The sequence below is a fragment of the Shewanella sp. 492 genome, from assembly GCF_059338445.1.
In genome coordinates, this window is sequence record NZ_CM181702.1 from 3,940,724 (window position 1) to 3,960,974 (window position 20,251).

At 49.1% G+C, this 20,251-nt stretch carries 20 protein-coding genes; 10 read left to right on the plus strand and 10 right to left on the minus strand.

Going from position 1 to position 20,251, the window contains the following annotated elements:
• Window positions 1-34 precede the first annotated feature (34 nt).
• The 5 genes from tsaC to AC5YBX_RS17400 all read right to left on the minus strand — a co-directional run bounded on the left by tsaC (window position 35) and on the right by AC5YBX_RS17400 (window position 4,089).
• A complete protein-coding gene (gene tsaC / locus AC5YBX_RS17380; RefSeq protein WP_475515313.1) occupies window positions 35-592 on the minus strand; it encodes an L-threonylcarbamoyladenylate synthase type 1 TsaC in 558 nt (185 codons plus the stop codon).
• Window positions 593-696: 104 nt separating this feature from the next.
• Window positions 697-1,260: a DNA topoisomerase family protein gene (locus AC5YBX_RS17385; protein ID WP_494524152.1), complete on the minus strand. Its 564-nt coding sequence runs from the start codon at window positions 1,258-1,260 to the stop codon at window positions 697-699.
• A gap of 151 nt (window positions 1,261-1,411) precedes the next feature.
• A complete protein-coding gene (locus tag AC5YBX_RS17390; RefSeq protein WP_475515315.1) occupies window positions 1,412-1,885 on the minus strand; it encodes a DUF494 family protein in 474 nt (157 codons plus the stop codon).
• Window positions 1,886-1,887: 2 nt separating this feature from the next.
• Window positions 1,888-2,907: a DNA-processing protein DprA gene (gene dprA / locus AC5YBX_RS17395; RefSeq protein WP_475515316.1), complete on the minus strand. Its 1,020-nt coding sequence runs from the start codon at window positions 2,905-2,907 to the stop codon at window positions 1,888-1,890.
• Window positions 2,908-2,991: 84 nt separating this feature from the next.
• On the minus strand, window positions 2,992-4,089 hold the full coding sequence (locus tag AC5YBX_RS17400) for a LysM peptidoglycan-binding domain-containing protein (RefSeq protein WP_494524153.1): 1,098 nt from the start codon (window positions 4,087-4,089) through the stop codon (window positions 2,992-2,994).
• 125 nt (window positions 4,090-4,214) lie between these two features.
• On the opposite strand from AC5YBX_RS17400, the gene def reads away from it, so the two are divergent.
• Genes def through AC5YBX_RS17425 form a run of 5 tightly spaced genes read left to right on the plus strand, consistent with a single transcriptional unit; the run spans window position 4,215 to window position 9,880 of the window.
• Window positions 4,215-4,727, plus strand: coding sequence for a peptide deformylase (gene def / locus AC5YBX_RS17405; protein ID WP_475515318.1), 513 nt, complete (start codon window positions 4,215-4,217; stop codon window positions 4,725-4,727).
• A gap of 7 nt (window positions 4,728-4,734) precedes the next feature.
• Window positions 4,735-5,709 (plus strand): methionyl-tRNA formyltransferase, encoded by a 975-nt coding sequence (fmt, locus tag AC5YBX_RS17410; RefSeq protein ID WP_494520496.1) that lies wholly within the window; start codon window positions 4,735-4,737, stop codon window positions 5,707-5,709.
• Window positions 5,709-6,989 (plus strand): 16S rRNA (cytosine(967)-C(5))-methyltransferase RsmB, encoded by a 1,281-nt coding sequence (gene rsmB, locus AC5YBX_RS17415; protein WP_494524846.1) that lies wholly within the window; start codon window positions 5,709-5,711, stop codon window positions 6,987-6,989. The genes fmt and rsmB overlap by 1 nt, the downstream gene beginning before the upstream one ends.
• Window positions 6,990-6,998: 9 nt before the next feature.
• On the plus strand, window positions 6,999-8,408 hold the full coding sequence (gene trkA / locus AC5YBX_RS17420) for a Trk system potassium transporter TrkA (RefSeq protein ID WP_494520495.1): 1,410 nt from the start codon (window positions 6,999-7,001) through the stop codon (window positions 8,406-8,408).
• Window positions 8,409-8,437: 29 nt separating this feature from the next.
• Window positions 8,438-9,880, plus strand: coding sequence for a TrkH family potassium uptake protein (locus AC5YBX_RS17425; RefSeq protein WP_494524154.1), 1,443 nt, complete (start codon window positions 8,438-8,440; stop codon window positions 9,878-9,880).
• 8 nt (window positions 9,881-9,888) lie between these two features.
• Here the strand turns inward: AC5YBX_RS17425 and rlmF are convergent, their stop codons facing one another.
• Together rlmF and AC5YBX_RS17435 are read right to left on the minus strand one after the other, a co-directional pair.
• Window positions 9,889-11,064, minus strand: a complete 1,176-nt coding sequence (gene rlmF, locus AC5YBX_RS17430) for a 23S rRNA (adenine(1618)-N(6))-methyltransferase RlmF (protein ID WP_494524155.1) — start codon at window positions 11,062-11,064, stop codon at window positions 9,889-9,891.
• Between the two features lie 80 nt (window positions 11,065-11,144).
• Window positions 11,145-11,552 (minus strand): flagellar basal body-associated protein FliL, encoded by a 408-nt coding sequence (locus AC5YBX_RS17435; RefSeq protein WP_494520492.1) that lies wholly within the window; start codon window positions 11,550-11,552, stop codon window positions 11,145-11,147.
• Between the two features lie 172 nt (window positions 11,553-11,724).
• Here AC5YBX_RS17435 and AC5YBX_RS17440 point away from each other — a divergent pair, with 172 nt between their 5' ends.
• Window positions 11,725-12,297, plus strand: coding sequence for a chorismate--pyruvate lyase family protein (locus tag AC5YBX_RS17440; protein ID WP_494520491.1), 573 nt, complete (start codon window positions 11,725-11,727; stop codon window positions 12,295-12,297).
• Window positions 12,298-12,300: 3 nt separating this feature from the next.
• Here the strand turns inward: AC5YBX_RS17440 and AC5YBX_RS17445 are convergent, their stop codons facing one another.
• Entirely contained in the window at window positions 12,301-14,907 is a 2,607-nt protein-coding gene (locus tag AC5YBX_RS17445; protein ID WP_494524156.1) for an immune inhibitor A domain-containing protein, read from the minus strand.
• A gap of 268 nt (window positions 14,908-15,175) precedes the next feature.
• Window positions 15,176-15,778 (minus strand): YhgN family NAAT transporter, encoded by a 603-nt coding sequence (locus AC5YBX_RS17450; RefSeq protein WP_494520489.1) that lies wholly within the window; start codon window positions 15,776-15,778, stop codon window positions 15,176-15,178.
• 229 nt (window positions 15,779-16,007) lie between these two features.
• Here AC5YBX_RS17450 and AC5YBX_RS17455 point away from each other — a divergent pair, with 229 nt between their 5' ends.
• A complete protein-coding gene (locus AC5YBX_RS17455) occupies window positions 16,008-17,606 on the plus strand; it encodes a ZIP family metal transporter (protein ID WP_494524157.1) in 1,599 nt (532 codons plus the stop codon).
• 84 nt (window positions 17,607-17,690) lie between these two features.
• Window positions 17,691-18,461, plus strand: a complete 771-nt coding sequence (locus AC5YBX_RS17460; protein WP_494524158.1) for an NRDE family protein — start codon at window positions 17,691-17,693, stop codon at window positions 18,459-18,461.
• Here the strand turns inward: AC5YBX_RS17460 and AC5YBX_RS17465 are convergent.
• The gene (locus AC5YBX_RS17465) at window positions 18,458-18,880 is read right to left on the minus strand and encodes a YybH family protein (RefSeq protein WP_494524159.1); all 423 of its coding nucleotides are present in this window, start codon (window positions 18,878-18,880) and stop codon (window positions 18,458-18,460) included. The genes AC5YBX_RS17460 and AC5YBX_RS17465 overlap by 4 nt on opposite strands.
• A 108-nt stretch (window positions 18,881-18,988) precedes the next feature.
• Here AC5YBX_RS17465 and AC5YBX_RS17470 point away from each other — a divergent pair, with 108 nt between their 5' ends.
• Entirely contained in the window at window positions 18,989-19,546 is a 558-nt protein-coding gene (locus AC5YBX_RS17470) for a lysophospholipid acyltransferase family protein (protein ID WP_494524160.1), read from the plus strand.
• A 76-nt stretch (window positions 19,547-19,622) separates the two neighbouring features.
• Window positions 19,623-20,246 (plus strand): LysE family translocator, encoded by a 624-nt coding sequence (locus AC5YBX_RS17475; protein ID WP_494524161.1) that lies wholly within the window; start codon window positions 19,623-19,625, stop codon window positions 20,244-20,246.
• The last annotated feature ends 5 nt before the right edge of the window (window positions 20,247-20,251 follow it).

Below are 20,251 nucleotides of genomic sequence, written 5' to 3' on the forward strand. Positions count from 1 at the left end.
TATGGTTTTATCTAATTTCAACGTAAAAGCGGTTTTATCTCAAAATCTTGCCGCTAATGGCATCGATTATCGTCGAAGGCTTTAGCTCACGGCCTAACTCGCCTGTAACCAGCGCATCGATTTTGCCATCAAACTGCAAAATCACCTCTGCTGCCGTCATCGCAGGATCTTGGCCGGTCAAATTGGCGCTGGTCGAAACAATGGGTTTACCCAGAGCTTGGCATAAGGCTTGTACACCGGGATGATTAGAGACCCTTACCGCCAATGAATTAAATTGGCCGCAGAGTAACTGAGATAAGTTAGGTTTAATGGGCATGATAAAGGTGAAGGGCCCAGGCCATTTGTCGAATACTTGTTGCAACCGCTCGGCACTAAGCTGCGATTCGTCAATATAGGGCTTTAGCTGTGAAAAATCGCTAGCCACTAAGATCAGCCCTTTTTGCCAAGGCCTTTGCTTTAATTCAAGCAACTTTTGAATGGCACTGTCATTATCAGGATCGCAACCTAAGCCATATACCGCCTCTGTTGGGTACGCGATGACACCGCCTTGTAAAACAACATCAACTACCGCATGGGGATCTTGCTGCAACATTTAGCCTAACCTTCTCGTCGAACTTATTTAGACGCATTATCATTTTCAATGAGTCGAGATTATACAGAGATGGCTAATACTGACAACGCTGTAAACATAAGCGCCTATAAAGGGCGTTTATATTTACATGCCTTTTGCGGGCATTCCACACGCATACCGGCTGCGCCTTTACGCTCGACCAAGATACCAAACCCACAGTCGGGGCAGGTTTCTGCCACTGGAGGATAATTGACTAAAAATTTGCATTTAGGGTAAGCACTACAGGCGTAAAATGTTTTACCGAAACGACTGGTTCTATGCTCTATGACTCCCTTTTTACAACTAGGACAAGCAATCTGCGCCTGCTCGTCGTCATGATCATGCTTTTCAATATGAGTACACTCGGGATAACGAGTGCAGCCGATAAAAATACCAAAACGACCCGACTTTACCGCGAGCTCCGCACCACAGGCAGGGCACTCTGAGCCTTCAATGACCTGACTCTCTATCGACTCATGATGCACCAACGGCCGAGTGTAATCGCAAGTTGGGTAATTATTACAACCGATAAACCCACCATGCTTACTGTTTTTTATCGACAACTCACAGCCACACTTAGGACAGAGTTCATACTCTTTTTCTAACGCGTGCTCATGCGAGCTAAACAGTTGCTGATCTATTTTAGACATGCTTTCCTCAATGGGCGCCGTTGCTGATACTCAGGTATTTTAATCCCTAGGGTATGATGTTAATCAATTATCATCTGCCACTAAACCTATGGTGATTTAAACTCAAAAAGGAGGCTATCGCCTCCTTAATGTGTTGCCATTGCTGTGTCGATTATGAATGGAACCGACCATCTGGCTGCTCAAAAATCAGATCTTCCATCTGCTCATAAGCAGATTCGTTACCAGGCACATTAAATAATACCATTAAGATAACCCACTTGAGATCTTCTAAAATCAGTACAGGTTCATCCAGTTCCATGACGCGATCGATCACCATCTCACGGGTTTCGACGCTCAATACTTTTATCTGCTCTAAAAACAGCAAAAAGCCTCGACATTCGACATCGAGCTTTTCCATCTCATCTTGAGTATAAATACGAAATGAATGTTGATCATGATTGCACAAATAGGGCTGATCACTTTCTTGCAATGAAGCCAAATGCTCTAACCAAGACAAGGCCTTGATAATTGCAGACTGATGAAAACCAGCGCGGGTTAACTCTTGCGTCAACTCATCCTCGTCGACCAACAGCTCAACCTCACCGTGAACATAGTTTTCAAATAGATACATGAGGATATCAAACATGGCTAGCTCCTCTTAAGTCTTATATAACCACCGGGTACCGCTGAAACCCAACCTTGCAGTTCAAGTTCAAGCATTTGCTCTAGTACTAGCTCTATCGTTTTTCCACTATGTTCGACCACCACATCTAATGGCGTGGCCTCATAACCTACACTAGCTAACAGTGAGGTAAATGGCAAATCAGAAGCATCGTTCCCCCCTATATGGTGGCGACGATGTAACTCTTCAAGGTGGAAACTCGATAAAGGTGTCAGCTCTTCAATAATATCGGCCGCACACTCGACAAGTTTGGCGCCATCACGCAGTAAATCATGACAACCTTGATGATCGCCCGCCAAAATATTCCCCGGCACTGCAAACACTTCTCGTCCCTGCTCTAATGCCAACCTAGCGGTGATCAAGGAACCACTTTTACGCGTGGCTTCAACCACGAGTACACCTAACGACAGGCCGCTAATTATACGGTTACGTTTAGGGAAGTTACCAGCATAAGGTTTCATATCTGGCCAAAACTCACTGATCACGCATCCTTGCTGCACAATCGCCTGATATAACGTCCTATGGCGCTTAGGATAAACCACATCGACCCCAGTCCCCAGCACAGCGACCGTAGGCTTCTTGGCATCAATCGCCGCCTGATGAGCCGCACCATCAATACCGGCAGCCATGCCACTTGTAACGCCAATATGCGCATCGCTTAGCTCGGTTGCCAATTGATAAGCGGTTGAAAGCCCCGTTTGAGATGCAGCGCGACTGCCCACCACTGCAATACTTGGATGCAGTAAAGCGGTCGGTGCTCCTTTAACAAAGAGCAGGGGCGGAGGATCACTGATGTCGAGCAACAAACTGGGATAAAGAGAAGAAGTTTGACAAATAATATGATGATTATCGGCTTTAGCCAGCCAGTTGAGCGCCGCTTCAACACGGGTAAAATCAGGTGCGAACGAGCGATTCAGCAGTTTCTCAGGCAAAGGTAGCGCATGCGGTTCATGCTCTAGCCTATGCCTGAGTTCCTCTACTTCCATGTAGTTTAATAATTGTTTAATCCGAGCGGGTCCAAGCCCAGATACAGCACAAACAACTAGCCAATCGACCAGTTTGTCGTCTATTTATTCACCTTGTAATAACGTGTCCGGTTGCAGCAGCTTATCGTTAACGCGCACCGGTTTTTTATTGAGTAAGATCAACCCAAGACTCACCTTATCAAACACTTTAAACACCATGAGTTTTCCGTGGTAGATATCGGGCATCTTAATTTCATTATCGGCAGAGATACTCGAAAGAAGATCTTCATAAGTGCTGCGATCTTCTGGTTTTACCGGCATGCCATCGCCATCGATCACTATGGCTTGGCCATCTCTGAAAATGGAATATACCTGACCAGGCTCGACACCCCCATTACTGCCTTTATCGATATACACCACATCGAGTTTACCCACTTCTCGCAAACTCCCCTCGGCCGCCAATACCGAAGCAGGCGTTGTCGCAGCCTTAGGCATAAAGTACGCAGACATGAGTGAGTCATCATCAATAGGTAAGATACGATAACCGGCTTTGGTCTCTTGCAGATTACTCAACAAACGGACTTTTGAAATTGGACCAGACTCAATCACACGACCACTGGCGGTCATGATCACCTCTTGGCCTAAGTTATCGCCCGAGTCGGGGGCCACAAATTCACGCCCAGGTGCATACACGCCCAATTTGTCACCCACGGTGAGTTCAGCCTGCACATAAACAATGTCATTGATGATGTGATGCTTAGATTCACTTTCTCCGCCCATCACCATGGGTTGCTGCTCAAACCAACGGCTATCAACCACACGGTTTTGCACTAAATAAGCTTGGATTAAGGACAAATCGATAGCAGGAATCGCACCGTCTTTGGCCATGATGCGCCCCTGTGGACTTTTACGCACATGGGGTTTAACCACTAATCTGGGCTCGCCATCGATAAACACCAACGTCAGCCTGTCGCCAGGATAAATGAGATGAGGATTGGCAATTTGTGGGTTCGACCCCCACAATTTAGGCCAACGCCAAGGATCATTAAGGAAGTGTGCAGAAATGTCCCAAAGGGTATCGCCTTTCTTTACTATGTAAGAGTCAGGATGACCAGACTTCAATGTCAAAGTGTCTGCGAAAACAGACGAACAACTTAATATCATTAAACCGAGTAAAATTAGTCGTTTCATGGGGGTATCCATGCTGTTTGCTCTTTAAATAGAGCTTTTGCTGTTATTGAATGCCACTAAGGATTAAAATTAACCTATTAGCCTGAGTCAGTATAACTAACTGGCTCAAATTTGACAGACTTGTTAAGAGTTTATGTATGAGCTTACTCAAAGTATTACGTTTTCCAGATGAACGCTTACGCACCATTGCGGAGCCAGTGACAGAATTTACCCCCGAGCTGCAAACACAGATCGATGATATGCTCGAAACCATGTATGAAGAAAAGGGCATCGGCCTAGCCGCCACCCAAGTCGACTTTCACAAACAACTTATCGTCATGGATCTACAAGATGATATAGAGCGACCCAAAGTCTTTATTAATTTAGAAATTCTCGAAAAAAGCGGTGAATTTACCAATGAAGAGGGCTGCCTATCGGTACCCGGGGTTTATGCCAAAGTCGATCGCGCCGAGTGTGTAAAAATCAAAGCCCTCGACCGCCATGGTAACGAGTTCACTTTAGAGGCTGATGGGCTTTTTGCTATCTGTTTGCAACATGAACTTGACCATCTCAATGGCAAGTTATTTGTCGATTATCTGTCGCCCCTGAAACGGCAGCGCATTAAACAGAAGCTTGAAAAAGCCGCCCGTCTCGAAGCCAAGCAAGGATAAGTTGCACTTGAAACCACTCAATATCATTTTTGCGGGCACGCCAGACTTTGCTGCCCGCCACCTACAAGCGCTGATCGAATCTGAGCACAATGTCATAGGGGTTTATTCCCAACCTGACAGACCCGCAGGGCGCGGTAAAAAGCTGCAAGCAAGCCCAGTGAAAGCATTGGCACTCGAGCACAATATTCCCGTGTATCAACCCAGTAGTTTGCGCGCCCCAGAGGCACAAGCCGAATTAGCCTCACTGAAAGCCGACATCATGGTGGTGGTCGCCTACGGATTGATTTTGCCGCAAGTGGTACTCGACACACCACGATTGGGTTGTATCAATGTGCACGGCTCAATACTGCCTCGCTGGCGAGGTGCTGCACCTATCCAGCGCGCACTATGGGCGGGCGACGCCGCCACTGGCGTGACCATAATGCAGATGGATATTGGCCTAGATACGGGTGACATGCTGCTTAAAACCCATCTGCCCATCGAAGATAGCGACACCTCGGCGACCCTCTATGAAAAGCTCGCTCAACAAGGGCCAAGTGCACTGATTGAAGCGCTAGCAGGGATAGCTCAAGGCACGCTCACTCCAGAGCCACAAGATGAAGCCCTCGCCAATTACGCTGAAAAACTCAGCAAAGAGGAAGCGCTGCTCGACTGGAGTAAACCTGCCGTACAACTGTGGCGTGAGATCCGAGCCTTTAACCCTTGGCCGGTAAGCCACTTCAATCATATGGATGCCAGCATTAAGGTATGGCAAGCCGCCGTTGGAGAGCATGCAACTGACGCCGTGCCAGGGACCATTTTAGCCGCCGATAAACAAGGTGTTACCTTGGCGACGGGTGACGGCACCTTAGTGCTACAAACCATACAGCTCCCTGGTAAAAAAGCGCTGCCGGTGGCCGAGATCCTAAACTCGCGCGCCGACTGGTTTACTCCAGGCACTCGGCTGCACAATGGCGCAGACAACCTTGAGGCTAACTCGTGATGAATTTACGCGCGTTAGCGGCCAAAGTGATTTTTCAGGTGCTGGAAAAAGGCGTGTCATTGTCAGTCGCTCTGCCCGAGCAACAGCAGAAACTGAGTAGCGCTAAAGACAAAGCCTTATTGGCCGAACTCAGCTATGGCGTGATGCGTCATTTGCCTCAGTTAGACAAACTAGTGAGCGATTGCATGAGCAAGCCGATGAAAGGCAAGCAACGTATCGTCCACCAACTGCTATTAATTGGTTGCTACCAACTGTATTTCACTCGTATTCCAAGTCATGCGGCCATTTCAGAAACCGCCGAAGCCTGTCGACAGCTTAAATTCGATGGTTTAGTCAAAGTGGTTAATGGTGTATTGCGTAACCTACAGCGTAATCAAGCACCACTGCCAACCGATAACGACACCTTGGCCTTTAATACGCCCGCGTGGCTGATCAAACGCCTTAAAGAGGCGTATCCAGACACTTGGCAACAGGTGATAGAGCAGAGCCATCAACGCCCACCTATGTGGCTGCGTAATAACGCGTTATCACAAACGCGCCAGCGCTACCTAGCATTACTCGCCGAGCAAGAGATTGGTGCCACAGCAGGCAACAGCGACAACGCCATTTTACTGGACAGCCCTAAAGATGTGGCTCTACTGCCAGGCTTTAGCGACGGCGCTGCATCGGTACAAGATGGCGCAGCCCAATGGGCGGCCACCTTACTGGCACCGCAGGCCAACGAATTAATACTCGATGCCTGTGCCGCGCCCGGCGGCAAAACCTGCCATCTGCTAGAAACCGAAAATAGCATAGATCTAGTCGCCGTAGACTTTGACGCCAAACGACTCGAACGGGTACAACAAAATCTGGACCGTTTGTCACTGCACGCCAAGGTGATCCACGGTGATGCCGCCAATATTGACTCATGGTGGCAAGGGGAAAAATTTGATCGCATCTTACTCGACGCCCCCTGCTCCGCAACGGGCGTAATACGTCGTCACCCCGATATTAAGTGGCTTAGAAAACAAGCAGATATCGAAGAGTTAGCCATGTTGCAATCACAAATTTTAGATCACTGCTGGCAGTGGCTAAAACCGGGTGGCACATTGCTATACGCAACCTGCTCTATTTTGCCGCAAGAAAATGCCGAGCAGATCAGCGCCTTTTTGGCCAGAACGGCGGACGCCACGCTCGTACCCATTACGCAGCAGACTCATCGCGACGATATCGGCTGGCAAATCACGCCAGGACAAGACAATATGGACGGGTTTTATTACGCACGTCTGCTTAAAGGGTAACGTTAGTTTATGAAAATTATCATATTAGGTGCAGGACAAGTTGGCGGCACATTAGCCGAAAACTTAGTGGGCGAAAATAACGATATCACTATCGTCGATAACGACAGAGAAAGATTGCGTTCCCTACAAGACAAGTACGATCTTCGCGTTGTACTCGGTCATGGTGCTCACCCCAGCGTACTCAAAGACGCCGGGGCCGAAGATGCCGATATGTTAATTGCAGTAACCAATAGCGATGAATGCAACATGGCCGCTTGCCAGATAGCCTATTCGCTTTATGGCACCCCGACGAAAATTGCCCGTATTCGCTCAGAACAATACCTTGCCCTGCGTGACAAACTGTTTATTAACAGTGAAACCAAAAACAGCGAAAACCGCCCACGTGGCGGCTTTATTATCGATGAACTCATCGCGCCAGAGCAGTTAGTCACCTCCTATATTCGCCGCTTGGTCGAATACCCGGGGGCATTGCAGGTACTGGAGTTTGCCGAAGGGCGCCTAAGCTTAGTGGCCGTGCGCGCCTATTACGGTGGGCCATTAGTCGGTAATGCATTGGCGGCATTGCGTGAGCACATGCCAAATATTGATACCCGGGTCGCGGCCATCTTTAGGCAAGGCCGCGCGATTATGCCGCGCGGCACTACGATTATCGAAGCCGACGACGAGGTCTTTTTCGTCGCCGACAGCCGCCATGTGCGCGCGGTGATGAGCGAAATGCAAAAGCTCGACAACAGCTATCGTAATATCATGATCGCGGGCGGGGGTAACATAGGCCTAGGGTTAGCTAAGCAGTTGCAGCGCAATCATTCAGTGAAACTGATTGAACATCGACAAGATCGCGCCGAAGCATTATCGGAAAAGCTAGAAAACACCACGGTATTTTGCGGTGACGCGTCAGACCAAGAACTGCTGCTTGAAGAACATATCGATCAGACCGATGTCTTTATCGCCGTGACCAATGACGATGAAGCCAACATCATGGCAGCACTGCTGGCTAAACGTATGGGCGCGAAAAAGGTGATGGTGCTGATCCAGCGTGAAGCCTATGTGGATATTGTGCAAGAGGCCAATATCGATATCGCTATCTCCCCCCAACAAGCCACTATTTCGGCACTGTTAACTCACATTCGTCAAGGGGATATCTGTAACGTCTACTCCCTTAGACGTGGCGCTGCAGAAGCCATCGAGGCCATTGCCCATGGCGACCCCAGCACTTCAAAGGTGGTGGGTAAACAGATTGGTGAAATCAAACTCCCCCCAGGAACAACCATAGGTGCCATAGTGCGAGACGAAGAGGTCTTGATGGCGCACGATAGAACCGTTATCGAACAGGGCGACCATGTCATCCTCTTCTTAGTTAATAAGAAGTTTATCGGTGAAGTTGAAAAGCTGTTTCAGCCTAGTGCCTTCTTCTTTTAGCCGTTCCTTTAATTCAGTGGCAGCTCAATATGCTTAATATTCGGCCATTACTGTTCATATTAGGCGTTTTCCTGTCGACGCTGACCGCCTTTATGTTTATCCCGCTGCTCTTTGCCCTATTCTATGGTGAAGAAACAGTGGGGGCCTTTATGATCGCCTCTCTAGTTACCGGCACGTGTGCAAGCGCCTCGATGCACCAAGGACACAGAGACAAATTGCGTCTTAATATACGCGATATGTTTCTGCTCACCAGCCTCACCTGGCTGATTGTTAGCTTGTTCGCTGCTATGCCTTTTACCCTGTATCACGGCATTAACTACACCGACGCGTTCTTCGAAACCATGTCGGGGATCACCACCACTGGCTCGACGGTATTATCTAATTTAGACAGCATGGATCACAGCATCCTTATTTGGCGCTCACTGTTGCAGTGGCTCGGCGGCATCGGCTTTATTGTGATGGCGGTAGCCATTTTGCCCTTCCTTAATGTCGGCGGCATGCGGCTATTTAGAACCGAGTCATCAGACTGGGGCGAAAAAGCAGTACCGCGCACACAGAATATGGCCAAGCAACTATTTGGGGTCTACGTGGGGCTGACTGTAGCTTGTGGCGTCGCCTATCACCTTGCCGGCATGACTTGGTTTCAATCCATAAACCATGCCATGACGACTCTTTCAACAGGCGGCTATTCGACCTCTGACAGCTCGATGGCGGCCTTCTCGAACTCGGCACATTGGGTTGGCACCCTGTTTATGACAGCAGGCGGATTACCGCTATTGATGTTTGTGCATTCGCTGTCGCAGCGTTCGGTAAAAATATGGAATGATGATCAAGTTAAAGGCTACCTATTATTTTTGCTGTGCATCTCTTGCAGCCTCGCCTTTTGGCTTTGGCAGGGACATGAGATGATGCCTATCGATGCCTTGCGTCTAGCCAGCTTTAACGTGGTTTCCGTGGTCACCACCACAGGTTATGGGCTCACTGACTATACCGCCTGGGGAGCACTGGCCAACGTTGCCTTTCTGTTTTTAATGTTTGCAGGTAGCTGCTCGGGCTCGACATCGGGCGGGATTAAAATTTTCCGCTTTCAAATTGCCATCGCCATTATGCGCGAGCAACTTAAGCAGCAGTTCCACCCTAACGGTATTTTCAAAGAACGCTACAATGGCCGCGCCATTAGCGAAGATATTGTGCGCTCACTGGTCACCTTTATTCTGCTGTTTATGCTGGTTATTGTGACGCTATCGGTCATACTCGTGATAACAGGGCTCGATCCCACCACTAGTTTTACCGGTGCAGTTACCGCTGTGACCAATGTCGGCCCCGGGCTTGGGCCTATTATCGGCCCTGCGGGGAATTTTTCATCGCTGCCTGATGTGGCTAAATGGGCATTAGCAATCGGCATGTTACTGGGGCGCTTAGAAATTTTGACCGTGGCCGTACTATTCCACCCGCATTTTTGGAAATATTAACCTCTGTCTTAGCCACGAAATTTATGCCACATTTGTCGCTGGGGTGGGGTGAGAAAGCTCCACGCCAATACTCGCGTTAGCTTATTGCCTTGGGTCATCTCTATGGTTTTCACCGTGACGGCGCCGAGCCGTTCCAGCGCGTTATAGCAAGGCTTTACGTTCTCTTTTTTCGACACTAAACTGCTAAACCATAAGCATTGCTGGGCAAAGATTTTGCTCTCATCGATCATATCCAGCAAGAACCGCAACTCTCCCCCTTCACACCAGAGCTCCGCCTTCTGACCACCAAAGTTAAGCTTAGCCGTAGGATTGTTGGCCAGGGTTGCATGTCCTTTGGCGCGGCGATTCGCAGCAAGGTTCGCCAGTTTGCGCTCGCTGCCAGCAGCAGCCTGCGCCAATGAGGCATGAAACGGCGGGTTACACATGGTCACATCGAAACGCTCTTGTGGCTTGATCACGCCATTGAAAATCGCCTTAGGTGTGTTCTGTAGACGTAAGTTGATCTTACCCTGTAGCGACGGATTACGGTCAATAATGGTGTGTACATTGGTTATCGATAGGGGATCGATGTCGCTGGCCACAAAACGCCAGCCATAGGTTTGTACGCCTAAAATAGGATAGATACCATTGGCCCCAGTGCCTATGTCTAACACCTGAATTTTTGCACCTTTAGGTGCCTTAACTTGGGTGGCGCGACCACTGACGCGATGCGTATTCGCGGCACTGTCCTCAGCCAAGAGATCGGCTAAGTGATGCAGGTAATCGACCCGCCCAGGGATAGGAGGGCACAAAAACCCGGCAGGGATGTCCCAATAATCGATACCGTAATGCTGCCGAAGTAAGGCTAAATTCAAGATTTTAACCGCCTGTTCATCGGCGAAATCGATCGACAAGTTACCGTAAGGATTCGGTCGCACAAACGGGCTTAGCTGCTCCGTCTTGGCAATCAAGGTGTTAAAGTCATAACCATTACCATGCACGTTCCGTGGATGAAGCCCCTTGCCACCTTGAGCCTCGCGACCTTGCACCTGATTAGGCTTCTTATGTGATGATGGCGTCTTTTTCACTAACTTAGCCTTATTGGTTGGCTTAATCTGGCTCGATTTCGCCGCTGTTGATTTAGATTTACTGTGGGCGCTTGGAGGGGTGTTCGTCGCGCGCCGAGGTTTATCAGGCTGAGTCATGAAGCAATTACCATTAAAGAGGTGGCCGCGCAGGATCGGCTGCGCGGCCACAGAAAATGCCGGGGGTCAACTAACGGCGGTTAGTCATACAGATATTTGGTAAACAACATATTGACCACCAAAGGCTTACCCACCTCTTGTTGCAAGAGACGATTAACAGCCTCATAGCACTCACGGCGGATCTCTTCTTTGCCCACTAATGATTTCACCTTGTCTTCTGTTTGGGCACCTAATATTTCCAAAATTGCCGCGCGCAGTAAGGGATCATGATGTTGCAACACCACTAGGTCCTCAGGAGCTTGAACCATCAGCTCGACGCTAATTTTTACAAAGCCGAGTTTCTTTCTATTGGAGATGTAATTGGTGACGATATCGGGGGTAAAGCCGTAATAAGCATAAGTATCGACGACATCATCTTTGGCGGCAAAAGCGCCATGGCTCATGCTACAGCTCGCCAACAGTAACAGTAGCAATGCAAACTTTTTCATTTTTGGTGGGTACTCCCTAATTATTTAAGCTCGCCATTGTTAGCTTAAGCGGCTTCATATTGATTCAATTGATACTCAATTATCGCCACCTTGTGCCAATACTTTAATTACCGACATCATAGTAACAGCATGATAAACTGCAGGCGTTTGCGAGTATAGTACCGAGAATTTAATGAGCGTAACGAAATTAAGCTTTCCCTATGGTGAATCTCTTCACTGGTATGAAGCGGATCAGATACCGCAGCTACCACCGTCTCCCCTCAAGGATTGGCTACTCGCCCCAGGTAGTTTAACCCAAAAGCTTAAGTCTCACTGTGGTCAATTTGAAGTAAAGGTCTTGGGTGAAGATATTCTTAGCCCCTTTGCCAATGAGATGCCACAACAAAAACAGGCCTGGATTAGAGAAGTACTATTGTGCCTCGATGGTCTGCCTTGGGTCTTTGCCCGTACGTTAGTGCCCGGCAGCATGCTCGACAATGCTCAGTCAGACTTTTTAACCTTGGGTAATCGCCCCCTTGGCGAACTGCTGTTCAACAGTGGCGAGTTCATCCCAGGCAAAATTGAAGTGGGCCAGTTTAACGCCTGCAGCACCTTAGCCAAGCTTATCGAATCCTTACACCAAAGCAGTGAGCAGACGCTCTGGGGCAGAAGGCGTTATTTTAGCCATAACGAGCAGCAGCTTATCGTCAGCGAAATCTTTTTACCGGCGGCGCAGCGACTTATCGAACAACATCAACTCGAATGACCCTTATTGCTGCTTATGCCAACGAAGACGATGATAACCGAGCAAGAATAACAACGACAGCGTCATCCAGCCCACACTACCACCACCGCCAGAGTCTGAGTTGGTGTCAAGATCACGGGTCGTGGCTACGATAACCGTTTGCGTCGCGCTCGATTGCGTATTGCTGCCATCGGTGACCGTTAATGTCACCAGGTAACGCCCAGCATTGGCGTAGGTGTGAGTTGGCGAAATGTCGCTACTGCTACTGCCATCACCAAAGGTCCACACATAGCTAAACGGCCCGCTCCCTCCCGATGTGGTATTGCTAAACGCGACCCTTAACTCGGTCGCCACATAATCAAAATTAGCACTGGGCAGATTGACCGATTCACTGCGGTATTCAAACCGCACCGTAGCAACGCTAGAATCCGCTTGCTGCTCTATAACCTCCATAGTGAGCCCTAATACTGGTAGCACTACACCTGATTGTGGTTGTAAGGGCGCACTGTAATCACGGCGATCATCGAACAAACTGATAGCCGATAGGTGATTGTCATTAAAATAGCGTGATTGATTAAACATGCTGAAAGTCGCATCGCGGATCTGCACTTGCGTGGCGGCGTTGCCAATTAAGTTTTGATCAGCGTCCACCACACCAATCAAGCCTCTGCCCGGATGATTGCTGACGTTGTTATCGACCTCACTCAAGTTTTCCAACCATAACAATACACCGGGCTCATAATCGCGGCTGGCCAAGCCGGCATCGAGACCGTTATGGCTGCGTAGCTGCACTAAGTAACGGCGCTCACCACCGGGACGATTGTTATCAATTCGCACAAAACCACCGGTTAACTGCATCACTCCGGCAGCTTCTGCGCCATCGAAATAGAGGCGATTATTACCATCAAATAGGCCAATGTCGTCAACCACCAAACCATATCCACCCACCGCCTCATCGGTGCGGTACACAATACTCAGCTGCCTGCCCGTAGTACCAGCGTATCCAGAAACATCAAACGTTAAGTCGACCCAATTATCCACGCCCTCGGCTGCGCCAATATCCGCCGACGTGCCAGTGATAATATTGGTGGCACCATTAACGCCATTACTGGCTCGAGTGTAATTGCCCTTAAGCACCACACCATCGAGCATCACCTGAGCATAATCATAATTGAGTTCAATATCCCAATGCGCCTTCATCTTAAGGGTCAAATTATTGCTTGCTGGAAAATCGATATTCACCGCTGCCGCGGTACTCAGTAAATTGCCTTGATTGGAATAGTATTGATAAGCGCCAGAATAGGGCGCCTTAAAGGCAATATCGACCGAGGGTAATCTCAGGGACAGTTGATTGACTTGGTCATAATTAACTGCCTCGACAAGGCGCACCTCTTGGCCGCCAATAGGGATACGGTCGAGATCGACTTGTAACTCTCTCACCCAATTGCCCCGATATTTACCCTGTAGATAAGAGCGAGCATAGGGACTAAACCCCACAGGTTGGGTACCAGCAAGTTCACCCGACCAGCTGCCGCTAGACATAATCGACCAATCTCCCACTGGCGAACCATCGCCGCGGTTGGTGGTGTCATATTCATCTGGCAAACCCAGTGCATGGCCAAACTCATGCACCACAACGCCAGCGGCGGCATCTATGGGCTGAATAGTGTAGCCAAACACTTTCTTGTTAGTGCCCGCAATAGCGTATCCTGGAACACCGTCTTGATAGACAAAATAACGATGCGACCAAATGGCATCGCGCCCCAGCACACCACCACCCGCCTCTTCACCAATACTGGAATGAAACAGCATCACATGGTCGATATCACCATCGGCTTCATTCACATTACCATCGCCATCGAGATCGTAAGGGTCTTCCACGTCATAGGTGTCGATTTCGGCTTGAGTCATATTAGCTAAGGCTTGCGTCACCGCCTCTTTAACCAGTTCGGGCACGGCTTGATCGTCATCACTGTTATTAGGGTTATTTTCACCATAGTAAGCCGCATTTTGGCTAGCGGTATACCAGCCCTTAACGTTACCCGTAAAAAATAAACTGCCGCCAGAAGCCGCTTGATAATATTGATAAGCACTGATGAGGTTTTGCCCCTGCGGCCCAGCAAAGCCCGAGGTGGAAAACATCAGATCTTGATAATGAGCGCGCGGATAACTGGGATAATACATGCTGGTATCGCCAGCAGATAAGCGATTGTTGTCGTGGGGTAGATCGGGGAAATCAATTAAGATAGCCAGCACCTTAACAGTTTTACTGATATCGGCGTCGGCGCGGGCGGCGGCAAAACTCATGGTGCGAGTGGACGGCAGACTCTTAGCCCGCAATCTTTGCTGGCGCTCAAGGCGGCTCAAGATAATAGCCGTATTCTGCGGGTAGCCCTTAGCTCTGGCGGTAAAGGCCGCAAGCGCATCACGACGCTCGGTGTCGCTGGCATCACTGGCCAGTTCGCCTCGTTTGACCAACCAATAGAGTATACGCTGCTGATTAATCACCCCCGCATCGGCAAATCCACCTGGTTCATCACGCGTTAGGGGGGCGGCGAAAGCACTTGAAACCAGCCAAAGCCCTGACAATAGCAACGCCAATAGCCTTGTTGCAACACATTGATATTTCATCGTTCACCCTCATACGATCCAGTATCAAAACTGCCGTACTCAACACTTACTACACGTCAGCAGATACGTCATATCGATTGGTCTATAGTGTTTATTCTAGTCTGCTAAGCACTAAAAGGATCACTATCACAGTCGAACCACCACAGTCACGCGGCGGCATGAACAAGAGGAATAAATAGACAAATGAGGGGGGTAAAATAGTCAGAACGATCACGATAGCCTTTAACACAAGGCTTACCACATTTGCTGGTAAGCCTTGATACTACAACTAGTTCGCTTGCCCCGTGTGCGCCATATAGTTGGCGATGCCATCGAGGAACATCTGCACCGAAATCATCACCAGTACCATTCCCATCAGGCGCTCTACGGCTGTTAAGCCTTTGTCACCCAATAGCTTAGTAAACCCTTTATAGAAGAGTAAGATAACGGCACTGGCGCCCCAAGCACCTAACAAGGCGAGCGTCCAATCCATCATACGGGTGCTATCGGTATGGGCTAACAAAATTAAGGCCGCTAATATCGACGGCCCAGCCATAAGTGGAATCGCCATTGGCACGATAAATGGCTCTTCACCCGCTGCCAATCCCACCACGCCACCGGGTTGGGGGAAAATCATTCGAATGGCTATCAAAAATAAGATGATGCCGCCAGCGATGCTGACCGACTCAGAACGCAAGTTAAGGAAGTTCAATATGGCTTCGCCTGCATACAGAAACAGCAGCATGATGATCAGGGCGAAGAGTAGCTCTCTGATCAAGACTCGGCGCCGCTTCTTCGGCTCAATATGACGCAAGATAGAGGCGAAAATTGGCAGATTGCCAAGCGGATCCATAATCAGAAACAACATTACCGCAGCAGAAAATATGTCCATAACTCAAATATTGGTCAAAAATGTAGGCGTTATTGTACAACTTATTCTCAATATTTATCAGTCAATAGCACAACAAATGCCGGTTTTAAACAACATCTTTACCCCATGAGCTGCGACGCTTATCGCCTTGGCAATGTAAATTAAATGATGCTGCGTGCTAATTATTCGATTGGACAGCATAACACTGGTATACTATCTGGCTTTCTAGACTCCCTTGTTAACACTAAATATGTACTATCTCGTCGCCAGTTGTATTGCACTCCTGCTAGGCCCACTGTTCTACCGTTTCTTTACCACGGGAACAGGCCTGCAAAAAGGCTTAGATGGATTTATCTTTGTCTCGCTAGGTGGCTTAGTGTTAATCCATATTTTGCCTGAACTATTAGAGCACGGTGGTTTCTTAGCCATAGTGTTTGTGATCATAGGCTTGTGGGGCCCTACCCTGAGTGAGCGCCTCTTCCATCGCTATTCTGAAGTAACCCATAACCTCACCCTAACGCTGGGGATCACCGGTCTATTACTGCACACGATGACTGATGGTGGCGCCATGGTATTAGCCCAACAAGAGGGCAACTCGGCGCTACTGGCCCTAGGCGTGATACTGCATCGGCTGCCGGTCGGTTTGGCCATATGGTGGTTACTCAAACCCCAAGTCGGCAACCGCTGGGCCATGGCGGTATTGGCTAGCATGATGCTACTCACGGGTATCGGCTACTTCGCCGGTGAACAACTGCTTAATCACCTCAGCCTAGATAACACAGTTTACCTGCAAGCCTTTGTCACCGGCTCAATTTTACATGTGGTACTGCATCAGCCTCATGGCAACAATATCAGTGATAAACAAGGTAAATATGAATACCAGGCCGGCATTGGCAGCCTGCTCGGCATCGCCTTGCTGTTTATTCTGCTCGCCATGGATTCGGGTGGACACGAGCATCATGAGCACAGCCACAGCACAGAACAACTGATGCAATGGTTACTGACCTTAGCGCCAGTGCTTATTCTGGCCTATGTTATCGCCACCGTGCGCTATTTGTTTGGTTTATCGCCACAGCATCCTCAGCTAGGTAAACGCTGGCTGCAACGACTGGCAGGCCCAGAAGCACTAGTGATCACCCTGTTATTGCTGGGGCCAAGCTTGGCAATGATCCAACTGATCGGCTTAACCCTTATCGGCCTATTGCTCACGCTAACCAGAGTACAACTGACCGATCCTCATCAAGGGCTGCCTATCTCAGCATGGCGTTTTGGCTTCGCCCATTTAGTGGATAGAAGCGCGCCGTGGATCATCCTCAGTTTAATTTTGGCCAACCTTATCGGCCATCCATCAGTGCCGCTAGAAAGCCCATTGGTGCAAGTGATGGTGCTAATGGCGCTGTTTTTACCTATGCGTTTTTGTAATCTTGGCGGCGCCGTCTTAGCCTTATCGCTGGCCTACAGTGGCTGGAGTATCGAGGCTGTCATGGTCACACTGCTCGCCGCACCGGTATTTAATCTAGCGCAGCTAAAGCTGATGAACTGGACCCAAAGGTTACTATTAGCCGGGCTCATTATTATCTGCCTGTTGGGCACCCATTGGCTTATCCCACAGTGGAGCACCATTATTGCCCTGCCGCAAAACCTGAATACCGCAGCATTAGCCGTTATTGCCTTCCTGTTTGGCGCCAGCTTACTTAGGTTAGGGCCCCGTAAATTTATGGCGCGCATCACCTTGTGGACACCAAAAGTCCACGATCATCATCACCATGATGATACGGCTCATGCACACACTGATGACGCCATAACCGCAAAACCTGAGCAGCACACTCACAAACATCATCACCATTAGTCAGACGATGATGCCCATTTAGATGGCTTTTATGACGCGACAAAGCTAAATTAAAGCCATCATTTACCCTGTGAGTTTGAGCTAATGTGCATTCTCTTTGTCGCGCTCGACGTACATCCTGACCATCCGGTTATCATCTGTGCTAACCGCGACGAGTTCCATGTGCGCCCCACAGACCCCGCCCACCTCTGGCCGAGTAAGTATCATGTGCTGGCAGGTAAAGATCTCCAAGCAGGAGGCAGTTGGTTAGGCGTCAATCAACAGGGTGATATTGCGGCGCTGACCAATATTCGTGCGCCAGAACAACTGCATGCTGATAGCCGCAGCCGCGGAGAATTAGTGATCAAAGCGTTAAATGACCCAGGCAGCATTACCCATGAGTGGCTGAATGAGCATTATCAGCGCTACAACCCATTCAACCTATTGTTTGGCCGCCACAACCAACTCTATTGTTACCACAGCTTAGATAACAGCCTTAAGCAACTCACACCCGGCTTTCATGCCATCAGTAATGGGGCGTTAGATGATATTTGGCCAAAAATGGCTAAAGGTACCCGCGCCTTAGAGCAACAACTGTCGCAAACGACGCCCCCAGATATCGATGCCCTGCTCACCATCATGACCGACCAAAGCCAAGCTCAAGACAGCGAGCTGCCACAAACTGGCATCGCATTAGAGTGGGAAAGATTACTGTCGTCTATCTATATTAAACACCCAGAATATGGCACGCGCTCGACCTCGATTATCTTGCAAGATAACCAAGGCAATAGCGAGTTTATCGAGGTGCGTTACGATGGCAAGGGGCGCAACCTAGGGCGGCAGCGCTTTACCCTAAGCCCAGAGAAAAGCGCTTAATCGGAGGTATGATCGTGGGTGATCACCCACTTATCATCAATTTTTTCGACTAACAGAGTAAACACACCATTGGGCTGATCTTTCGCCCGCGTCAACTCCCAGCGCCCGACCACTAAGGCCGCATAATTGCTGAGCATTTTGATCTCCTTGATGGTGAATTTTAGCGTGCCTAATGTCGCCTTGTCTGGGTAGTTTTTCTTATAAGCCGCCAATGTCTCTTCCCAGCCATAGCGAAATTTATTACCCGAGACAAACCGCACCTTGTCATTGTGCCAATAACCCTGCATATACGCATCTAAGTCGGCGCGATTCCATGCATCTTGCTGCTCGGTGATCACCTTGGTGATCTCATCGGTTGGCACTGCATGCGCCGGAAAGACCAACAGCAGCACCAGCATTAACCATCCATTTTTAATCATGATGTACTCCAGCGGGAGAAATTAAGGTGTAGTATATAATAAACCACTGTAAGACATTATCGGTTAACTAAAAAAACACCCAACTGCATTATTAAAAGAGCTTAAATTATGCTGCAAACCCTGTGTAAAACACTACTCAAGTTAATGGGCTGGAAAATTGATGGCGCCTTACCGACCACGCCGCAATACCTTGCCATTGTGGCGCCCCACACCAGTAACTGGGACTTTATTATCGGTGTATTGGCCCGTGGTGCTCTGGGACACAACATCCACTTCCTCGGAAAACATCAGCTCTTTATTCCACCTTGGGGCTGGTTGTTCAAGGCCATTGGTGGCACACCAGTGGATCGACGCAAGAGTAACAATCTGGTGGATGCCGTGGCGCAACTGTTTAAGGCCGATGCCCACTTTAAACTGGCCTTAGCACCCGAAGGCACCCGTAGCCCTGTCACGCGCTGGAAAACTGGCTTCTACCATATTGCACTGGCTGCCGATGTCCCTATTGTGACGGTCGCATTGGATTTTTCCCATAAAACCGTAGTGATCCCACCCGCCATAAAAGTCAGTGGTGACATAGCACAAGAGATGGGGGCCATCTTAGATTTCTACCGCACCATCAAAGGACGCCACCCTAAAACCATTCCCAATTACAGCGCGCAAAAATAGCCGCTAGCGGGTTTGCCAAAGCCGGTCGCACTGGTTATAGTGCGGCCACCGCCCATTTTATCTACCTGCTTTTTTTATGACTTTAGATACCTGGTTACTGTACCTGTTTGCCGTCTTATTGATTGCCATTTCACCTGGCACCATGGCGGTACTGTCGATGAGCCATGGTATCCATTTCGGGAAGAGCCGCAGCTTGGCAACGGCGTTAGGCAGTGTCAGTTCGGCGCTGCTGTTGATGTTAGCTTCCGCCGCGGGGCTGGGCGCACTACTCAGTGCCACCGAGCATGGGTTCGCGCTACTGAAATACTGCGGCGCCGCTTATCTGTTGTTTCTTGGCGTTAAGCTCATCATGACCAAAGCCAGCGCCCAAGGGCTGGATCTGCAATATATCAAAGGTAAAGGCTCGCCTAAGCAAATGTTTAAAGAGGCATTTTTAGTGGGGATCAGTAACCCCAAAGATCTGCTCTTCTTCGGCGCACTGTTTCCACAGTTTATCGACATCAGTCAGCCCCAAATCCCCCAACTGGCGATATTGGCGCTCACTTGGGCGGTGATCGATTTTAGCTTTGTGATGATCTACGCCAGCATGGCCAACATGTTGGCTCCCAAACTCAAATCCAGTAACCGACTGCATTGGTTTGACAGAGTCAGTGGTGGCGTGTTTCTTAGCCTCGCCGCTATTTTAGTCACCAGAGAGTGAGCTTG